The sequence below is a fragment of the Psychrobacter sp. genome, from assembly GCF_036731945.1.
Taxonomy (GTDB): Bacteria; Pseudomonadota; Gammaproteobacteria; order Pseudomonadales; family Moraxellaceae; genus Psychrobacter.
On sequence record NZ_DAINDI010000038.1, the window covers coordinates 19,738 to 28,379 of the forward strand.

8 protein-coding genes are annotated in these 8,642 nt (G+C 42.2%); 1 reads left to right on the top strand and 7 read right to left on the bottom strand.

All coding sequences use genetic code 11. From position 1 onward, the window contains the following. A partial coding sequence (locus V7D75_RS09050; protein ID WP_333614292.1) for a DUF2868 domain-containing protein occupies positions 1-642 on the bottom strand: 642 nt, incomplete at its 3' end. A 260-nt stretch (positions 643-902) separates the two neighbouring features. Between V7D75_RS09050 and V7D75_RS09055 the strand changes: the two genes are divergently transcribed. Then, positions 903-1,658 (top strand): SDR family oxidoreductase, encoded by a 756-nt coding sequence (locus tag V7D75_RS09055; RefSeq protein ID WP_333614293.1) that lies wholly within the window; start codon positions 903-905, stop codon positions 1,656-1,658. Between the two features lie 74 nt (positions 1,659-1,732). On the opposite strand, the gene V7D75_RS09060 is transcribed toward V7D75_RS09055, so the two are convergent. From V7D75_RS09060 to V7D75_RS09085, 6 genes are all read right to left on the bottom strand, one after another. Then, positions 1,733-3,250, bottom strand: a complete 1,518-nt coding sequence (locus V7D75_RS09060) for a bifunctional 2-methylcitrate dehydratase/aconitate hydratase (protein WP_333614294.1) — start codon at positions 3,248-3,250, stop codon at positions 1,733-1,735. Between the two features lie 87 nt (positions 3,251-3,337). Further along, positions 3,338-3,958 (bottom strand): GNAT family N-acetyltransferase, encoded by a 621-nt coding sequence (locus V7D75_RS09065; RefSeq protein WP_333614295.1) that lies wholly within the window; start codon positions 3,956-3,958, stop codon positions 3,338-3,340. A gap of 77 nt (positions 3,959-4,035) precedes the next feature. After that, on the bottom strand, positions 4,036-5,883 hold the full coding sequence (locus V7D75_RS09070; RefSeq protein ID WP_333614296.1) for an ABC transporter ATP-binding protein: 1,848 nt from the start codon (positions 5,881-5,883) through the stop codon (positions 4,036-4,038). Between the two features lie 153 nt (positions 5,884-6,036). Then, positions 6,037-7,278 (bottom strand): 2-methylaconitate cis-trans isomerase PrpF, encoded by a 1,242-nt coding sequence (prpF, locus tag V7D75_RS09075; protein WP_333614297.1) that lies wholly within the window; start codon positions 7,276-7,278, stop codon positions 6,037-6,039. A gap of 34 nt (positions 7,279-7,312) precedes the next feature. After that, positions 7,313-8,308, bottom strand: coding sequence for a DUF262 domain-containing protein (locus V7D75_RS09080; protein ID WP_333614298.1), 996 nt, complete (start codon positions 8,306-8,308; stop codon positions 7,313-7,315). Further along, positions 8,301-8,555: a hypothetical protein gene (locus V7D75_RS09085; RefSeq protein WP_333614299.1), complete on the bottom strand. Its 255-nt coding sequence runs from the start codon at positions 8,553-8,555 to the stop codon at positions 8,301-8,303. Before V7D75_RS09085 ends, V7D75_RS09080 begins: the two co-directional genes overlap by 8 nt. Positions 8,556-8,642: the final 87 nt, after the last annotated feature.

Sequence of the window (8,642 nt, forward strand, 5' to 3'; positions counted from 1 at the left end):
CAAACTGATCAACGCCTGATCAGAGAGTAATGTCGACTCCCAGCTAAAGCTATATTGACGCACAATCAACAAAAATATGATCGCCAGCAGCATACCGGTCAAGGTAGCGAGCCATAATTGATGGCTAAAGCGTCCTAAATACCAGCGCATACCGCTGTGCTGTAATTGACGCTCGTACAAATCAACCGCCGCTTTGGTAACATCGTCCTTACCGCGTATTAGATAGCTAGGACTGACAAAATTGGCAAACCAATTTGACGACTGCTTACCTTGATTAATCAAAGTCATGACTAGCCAGCCTAAGAGCATAAGGGTATGAAACCCAAGCAGACAAACCAGCACATAAAAGAAATTCACCACATTGGTCTGCAGCAGAGTAAACAGCCCCAAAAACCCCGAGATGCACCACACCACACTCATAACCAACATAATACCTTTGATGCGCCCATCAATTTTACCGAGCACACGTGCCAGCGCACCGTTACTATCGATACGCGAGGCGCGGCGATGCAACTTTTGAATGGGCTTCCCATCCTCGCCTTGCAGCTTTTCTGTGATAAGTAGCGGGTCAGTGGCAAAGACATGCTGCTGCGTCTCAAGCGTTCGTACCAGCTCAGTCAATTGGTCTTGGGGCGATAGCATAGGGCGACGACATCCGTATAAAGGCGTTGGTTAAATTTAAAAGGTTAAGATTAAAGGTTAAGATTAAAGGTTAACGGCAGTTAGACATCTCAATTGATAGATGTCGAGTATTTACCCGTCAGTGATTATTGTAGCCTATATAGAATAGCGATAACTTCTATTATTCTTAGCGTTTTAGCATAGTAAATGTAAAGTAAATACGCCAAAATGAATGTAAGTTAGCAGTCGCACATCATAAAAATAGCAATAAGGAAAACCTTGTGAATAATAAGAATTATTTAATTATTGGCGGCACTGGTGGTATCGGTAAAGCAATGGTTGAACAGCTGATAGAGTTAAGTGCTAATAATAAAAGCAGTGGAAAAATATTTGCCACTTATCATACAAGTCAGCCTGACTTTGCGGCTGATAATTTGTATTGGTTACCGATGGATGTCAGCGATGAGAAAAGTATTGAACAAGCCATTGCTGATATTAAGCAGCAAACCACTCATATTGATTGGGTGATTAATTGTGTGGGGCTATTACATACGCCGCATAAGCAACCAGAAAAAGCGCTACGACAACTGGAGACGGACTTCTTTTTACAGAATATGCAGATTAACGCCTTAGCCAGCCTACTGATTGCCAAGCATATCAAGCCACTATTGGCTAAAGCTGAGCGCAGTGCAGATAAGTCGGTGATTTTTGCGACCATATCGGCTCGGGTTGGTAGTATCGGCGACAATCAGCTTGGCGGTTGGTACAGCTACCGTATGAGTAAAGCGGCACTAAATATGGGTATGAAAAATTTGAGCATTGAATGGACGCGCTCGCTAAAGGATGTCTGCGTAGTCGTCATGCAGCCAGGCACCGTCGATACCCAGTTATCATCACCTTTTCAGGGCAATGTGGCTGACGAAAAACTGTTCTCGCCAGCTTATAGCGCCGAGCGTTTACTAGAAGTGCTTGATAGGATGACTGCCGCCCAATCTGGTTCTTTTGTAGATTGGGCAGGTGAGTCGATAGCTTGGTAAAAGGCTGGTAAAAAATTGGTAAAAATACAATTCATAAAAACAAAACCGCACTGAATTATTGATACGCTTTAACATTAATTAGCGACAAATAAATCCATAAACTCATTGACTGGGGTTTGCTCTAAGCGCTTTTGATCATCACACAAGGCAAAGATATCTGCACAGCGACTGTCAATAAAGCGCGTTGCCAAACTCGCTCGGAACTTCGCTTCTAATACGGGGATACCTTCTGCGCGGCGGCGCTTATGACCAATCGGGTATTCGACAGCGACTTTATCGGTACTGCTGCCATCTTTAAAGAATATCTGAATGGCATTGGCAATCGAGCGTTTGCTTGGATCATGATAATCTTTTGAATAATTGGAATCTTCAACGACGACCATTTTACGGCGCAGCCCATCAATCAAGATATGGTGCTGCTCGTGGTAATCATCTTCATAGTTCTCTGCCATCAAGTCACCCGTCAATAAAGGCACCGCAACCATATATTGCAAACAATGATCGCGATCGGCAGGATTGGCAAGTGCGCCTTCTTTGGAGATAATTCGAATGGCTGAATCATGCGTGGTCAGGACGATTTTTTCAATCTCATCAATCCTATCGTCAACCATAGGATGCAAGATAACCGCGGCTTCACAAGCGGTCTGGGCATGAAATTCGGCAGGGAAGCTTATCTTAAATAAGATATTTTCCATCACATAGCTACCAAACTCGCGCTGAAAGGTAAAACGGCGCTCGTTTTCAGGTTTGAGTGCTAGGTCCTTATTGGTATGGCTGAACAACACATCATAAAAGCCCCATTGCGGCGCGGTTAATGCTCCCGGAATGCCCATCTCGCCGCGGCGGGTGATATCGACCAAGCGTACCGCACGACTGGTGGCATCACCTGCCGCCCATGATTTACGGCTACCAGCATTGGGTGCATGACGATAGGTACGTAGCGCTTGACCATCGACAATCGCTTGCGAGATCGCCGCCATGATGCGCTCGCGTGGTAATTTATAGAGTTTGGCGACTACCGCCGTTGAGGCGAGTTTGACGAGAAACACATGGTCAAGCCCGACACGGTTAAATGAATTGTCTAAGGCAAGCACGCCTTGAATCTCATGCGCCATAATCATCGCTTCTAAAACGTCGCGCATGGTGAGCGGTGCTTTATTTTGGCTGACGTTTTGCTGACTGATATAGTCCGCTACTGCTAAAATTCCGCCTAAGTTGTCTGAGGGATGTCCCCATTCGGCCGCAAGCCACGTATCATTATAATCAAGCCAGCGCACCATACAGCCAATATCAAAAGCGGCTTTAATGGGGTCGAGTCTATGAGGCGTACCAGGGACGCGCGCGCCGTTCAGAGTGATTTGATCAGCGCAATCGGGTCCGAGGTGTTTGGTACATTCAGGAAAACGCAGTGCCAGCAGTCCGCAGCCTAGGGTGTCCATCAGGCAGTGGCGGGCTGTATTCCAAGCATCGGCACTATTGGGCGAGTCGTTATCGATAGAGTAATTGAGCACATAGTCGGCGATTTTTTGAATTTCATCGTCATACTCTGGACGGATATTGCTCTCTACCGTAGCGTTTTGAGTCGTAGACATAGTCGTTACCTCTTCCTTGAGTCCAATATTTGAGCGATTGATAAGCGACATGATTTATCAATCAGTGATGCATCAAAAATAACATACTCAATATCGAACAACAGTGAAGTCGTGTAAGACTGTTTTATCGTTTAATGGTTTAAACCATGAGATAAACCAAACCGATAATAAATAAAAACTGAGAATACTACTCACCATCCCTGAGCTTTGTTTTTTCACTTTCACTTTTTTAATGACAGGTAAAACCATGATGACATGCTCGATACCGTCCTCAAGATAGCGTTCACCTTCAACAATAAATCCAAGTGATTCGTAAAAGTTTAGCAAATAAGTCTGCGCGGAGATGATGATGGTTTTTTTACCATACTTTTTGCGGCAGTATTTGATGGCTTCAAGCATCATTTGACGGGCAACGCCATAGCCGCGATGCTCTGCTAACACCAAAACCCTGCCAATCGCCGGTATCGGACCTGATGGATTAACCGAGGATCTTTTTTGATTAAATTGCGGCGGAATGATGCGGCAATAGCCAATCAAGGCTTCATTTTGATGGGCGACCAGATGCAGACAATCAAAATCGACCTCGTCCATATCTTGATATGGGCAGTTTTGCTCGACCACGAATACTTGTGAGCGGGCTTTTAAAATATGGTAAACATCAACGGTGGTCAGCTCATCAAAGGTTTTTATAGAGAATTCACAGGTCATAGTCAAATAGCTTCTAACGATTTAAAGGGCTTTTATAACGTATTAAAGACTGAGCATTATAACGATTTTGCCCTGCATTAACTATTTAAGGTTTGACTGATTTTATCTAAGTTCAAACTATCAGACATGGCATTGAATATCTCATAGTATTTACCGTGATTGGCATAAAGCTCTTCATGCGTGCCAGTCTCCATCACACGGCCATTTTCAATCACCACCAAGTCATCGGCATCGATAATTTGCGAGATATTATGCGAGACGATAATCACCGTACGGTCTTTTTTAATTAGATCCAAGCTGTGCTTAATCTGCTGGGTGGCAATGGCATCAAGACTGGCCGTTGGTTCATCCAAAAATACGATCGGTGGGTTTTTTAAAAACATCCGCGCCAGCGCGATACGCTGCTGCTGACCGCCAGAGAGCAGTTTGGCTTCGCTGTCATAGCCTTCAGGCATGCCTATAATTTGCTCATGAATAGAGGCTTGTTTGGCGGCGTCGATAATCTCCTCATCAGTGGCATCCATCGCCCCGTAACGAATGTTGTCGGCAATGGTCCCTGAGAAAATATGATTCTTTTGTAGCACCAAGCCGATTTGTTCACGCAAGTTATGGGTGCTGTAATCTTCTAGATTGCGACCATCTAGGCAAATAGTGCCGCTACTTGGGTCATAGAATTTGACCAATAAATTAATAATCGTGCTTTTACCTGCGCCACTTAGCCCAACCAAAGCGGTAATGCGATTGGGATAAATGTTAAAGCTCACATCATGCAGCGCCTGCTTGCCATTGGGGTAGGAGAAATTAACATCTTTTAGCTCAATATGACCTTTTAAATCGGTACATTTGACTTTGCCTTCGTTTTCAATTGCTTGATCGTCATCCAAGATATCAAAAAAGCCTTCGGCATAGGTGAGGGCATTATTAATTTGGTCGTAAATGCGGTGCAATTCGCGAATGGGAGCCGCGACGTTTTGAAACAGTAGGATATGGAACATAATGGCACCAATGGTCATCTGCCCGTTGAGCACAAAATATGAGGTTAGGACAATAATCGCCACCACGCCGATTTGCTCGATAAAGGTTTTGCCAGCGTTATACATAAACGCGATACTGCGAATACGTAGCTGATTGGCGGTCATATCTTTTTGTATTTCCCAGTGCTTACCGGACTCAATCGGCTCGCGCACAAAGGATTTAATCACCGTGATAGAGTCAATAATCGAAATCACCAAGCCGCTTTTGGTCTCACGATATTGGCGCATTTGTTTGCGAAACCCCTGCAAACGGTTGGCTTGTTTTTGACTGACAAAAAAGTAAATCGGCACAATAATCAAACCGACCATACCGACCCAAAAATTGGCATTAAACATAATGATTAATGACACGATGGCACTGGCAAACAGCGGCAGCATATCAATAAAGAAGTTTTGCACCAGTTGCGTGAGACTGCTGACACCCAAATCGATACGGGTTTGCAGCTTACCACTGGCGTTCTCATCACTGGTATAAAACGCCATTTTGTAAGACAAAATACGGTCGACCACCTTTTGTGACAAATCACGCGATAGGTTAATACGGATACGCTCACCAAAATAGCGCTGACCAAAGGTAATGATGACGTTAAGGACTTCTTTCACCAATAAAATCACGCTAATGAGCGTCAGTAATTTTATACCTTCTACCCATGGGTCAGGTAAACCAACGATGTCGGTCAAAGTATCAATGGTATATTGCAAGACAAAGGCATTCACCTGCGCGGTAAATGACCCAAGCACCGTCAATATTAAGGTTAAGATAAAAAGCCCGCGATAGGGTCTGGCAAACTCTCCGAGCCTTTTTAAAATCGACCATAACAAAGCCCCCCGTTCCTTTTTTTTGGTGGGCGGCTTGATGTCTAAAGGAACACGGCGTGGCGGAGTACTCATAGGGTTAAGGCGCTATTTAATTTGATATTGGCATTTATTTACTGCTTATTATTCATAATAATAAGCGACCACCAGTATAAAGACTTTAAGCAGCATCTTAAACCTTGTTACTTTTAAGTTTCTTTTAAGTTCGTTTCCTAAAAATTGTCATTACTAAAAAGCATCGGCTGGTACAAATACCTCACCAACCATAATTCGGCGTGCTGAGCGGCTCATGGAAACTTTTTTGGCTTGCCAGCGTCCGTTCACGCGTTCGGTTTTTCCGCCGACGAGTAGCGTTCCTGACGGATGACCAAAGCGCACTTCACCTAATTCGCTACCACCAGCGGCTTCATTGACCAAGGTACCTTGTGTGGTCGCTGCTGCGGCAATTGCCACCGCTGCCGTGCCCATCATCGCATGATGCAATTGCCCCATACTCATAGCACGTACGACCAAATCAATATCAGCAGCATCAACGGCTTTGCCACTTGAAGCACTGTAGCTTTGCGCAGGGGCGACCCAAGCAATCTTTGGAATATGTTGACTGGCTTGTGCTTCACTGACGTCTTTAAACAGTCCCATCGCCACGCCGCCTTTGGCACGGATTTTCTCAAGCTTAGCCAAGGTTTCGCTATTACTATTGATATCACCTTGCAGTTCCGTACCGGTAAAGCCCAAATCAGCGCTTTTCATAAAGATGGTTGGAATACCGGCACTGATAAAGGTGGCTTTGACGCTATCGGTATTTAGACCACAGCCAGACACATCAAAATCATCGATTAGGTTGCCCGTGGGGAACATATCGCTTGATGAATCTACCGGGTCGATAAACTCAATCTTTACTTCGGCAGCGGGGAAGGTCACACCGTCTAATTCAAAATCGCCGGTTTCTTGGACTTGTACCTTGCCTTGTGCATCTAAGTAAACAGGCACATGAGCGATAATGGTTTTACTGATATTTTCTTGCCAAATGCGTACTTCGCAAATGCCGCTGTCCGCGTTTTTATCGATGCTATTAGCAATTTTATCAGCATCAACTAAGCCCATATTAATCGCACAAGCACCTACTGCTGCGGTTAAATTACCACAATTACCCGCCCAATCAATCATAGGTTTGGCGATATTGACCTGTCCAAACAAGTAGTTCACATCGTGGTCTGCTTGCTTGGCTTTAGATAAAATCACCGTCTTTGAAGTGCTAGAGCTACCATTACCCAAGCCGTCGATTTGCTTACCATAAGGATCAGGGCTGCCGATGACCCGCAATAGGAAATTATCGCGCGCATCCCCTGGTACTTGGCAGCGCTCTGGTAAGTCGGATAATTTAAAAAATGTCCCTTTTGAAGTACCGCCGCGCATATAGGTAGCGGGGACGGAGATTTGCGGGGCAAAATTGTGAATTGACTGATTCATATTAATTCCATATTAGTATAATAATTTCCAATTTTTAAGAGTTTGAAAGTATATAATTATTAAAAAACTCACCTCTTTTTATTCTTGAGCTTCTATTATTAGTACCAGTGTACATATAACTATAATACAAGCCATAGTCGTTATTTTTGTTGTTTTTATTACTCAATACATTTTCTTCAAAAGATAATAAACTTTCTCTTAAATTTTTGGTGTTTACTTCTTCACATTTTGATAGCTCAACAATCAAAGTGTAAAAATTCGACTTACGAAACCATATAGAGTCGTCTGGTAAATTTAAACCTTCTAAGGTATCGAAAGATTTTATAACCTGATTTTTTCTGAGCTGATAGTTACTAAAGTCTTCGTTAAATTCTATAACACATTTTTCAATCTCCGAATCTAAAGAGAAATAACCACCTCTTTCTAATGTAGCCAATACTGATAAGAAAAAATGTATATCTACCATTCTGACTATTTGAGAGTCATAAAAGACATTGTATTTTGATAAATCAATATTTTGAGATAGTTCTTTGGCTAACTCGATAAACTTACCATCATATATAGCGTTATGTATTTCCACATCTTCTAACTTGAATTTAGTAAGATTAATACGCCTAAACACTTCTTTAACTAAGTCTTCTTCTATGTACCCAAGATCTCTAACAACGACTTGATACTCTAAGAAAGATTTTCTTTGTTCTTCTGTTAAACTTTTGTAGTTGCTAACGACTGATGTAGGTTTTTCAAATTTACTATCGATATAATTCATAATCGTAGTTAGTCTTTGTTGACCATCAATTACTTTCTGTTTTGTGATAATTTTTTCAAAGTCAGTTTCACCTTGACAAACATATATTTCAGGGAAAGGAAATCCTTTTAAGATTGTATCTATAAATTGTTCCTGATGTGATTGGGTCCAAACAAATCTACGTTGAAAAGATGGTGAAAGATCTAACTTATCGTCTTTTATTTTTTGATAAATATCTGCAATAGTAGGATTCGTTACTGATGGACGCATTTGATTACTCATTTTCTACCCTTAATTTTATTTTTTTTGCTAAATTATCAAACCCATTGATAGTATAAGCTTCGAAGTGCTCGTAACTTTTAAAAACACCACCAGCAACCTTATAGTTACCAACTTCGGACTTGTCATATGAAATACTTTCAAAAAACTTAAACCAATCGTCTTTTATAATTTTTATTTGAAAAGATATAGGGAGTTTGTCTGGTCTGATCCAACCCATTGCAGAATACTCTAAAAAATCATGATACATTTTCAGTTCTTTTTTAGAAACTACTTGATAATTATAGTCAAGCCCACCTAAAAGTGTTATAAATTAATTATCAAACTTAATTGTTAT

Excerpts from the sequence above, each read along its gene's own strand:
- V7D75_RS09060 (WP_333614294.1), bottom strand. The coding sequence starts at position 3,250 with ATGTCTACGACTCAAAACGCTACGGTAGAGAGCAATATCCGTCCAGAG.
- V7D75_RS09065 (WP_333614295.1), bottom strand. The coding sequence starts at position 3,958 with ATGACCTGTGAATTCTCTATAAAAACCTTTGATGAGCTGACCACCGTT.
- V7D75_RS09070 (WP_333614296.1), bottom strand. The coding sequence starts at position 5,883 with ATGAGTACTCCGCCACGCCGTGTTCCTTTAGACATCAAGCCGCCCACC.
- prpF (WP_333614297.1), bottom strand. The coding sequence starts at position 7,278 with ATGAATCAGTCAATTCACAATTTTGCCCCGCAAATCTCCGTCCCCGCT.
- V7D75_RS09080 (WP_333614298.1), bottom strand. The coding sequence starts at position 8,308 with ATGAGTAATCAAATGCGTCCATCAGTAACGAATCCTACTATTGCAGAT.
- V7D75_RS09085 (WP_333614299.1), bottom strand. The coding sequence starts at position 8,555 with ATGTATCATGATTTTTTAGAGTATTCTGCAATGGGTTGGATCAGACCA.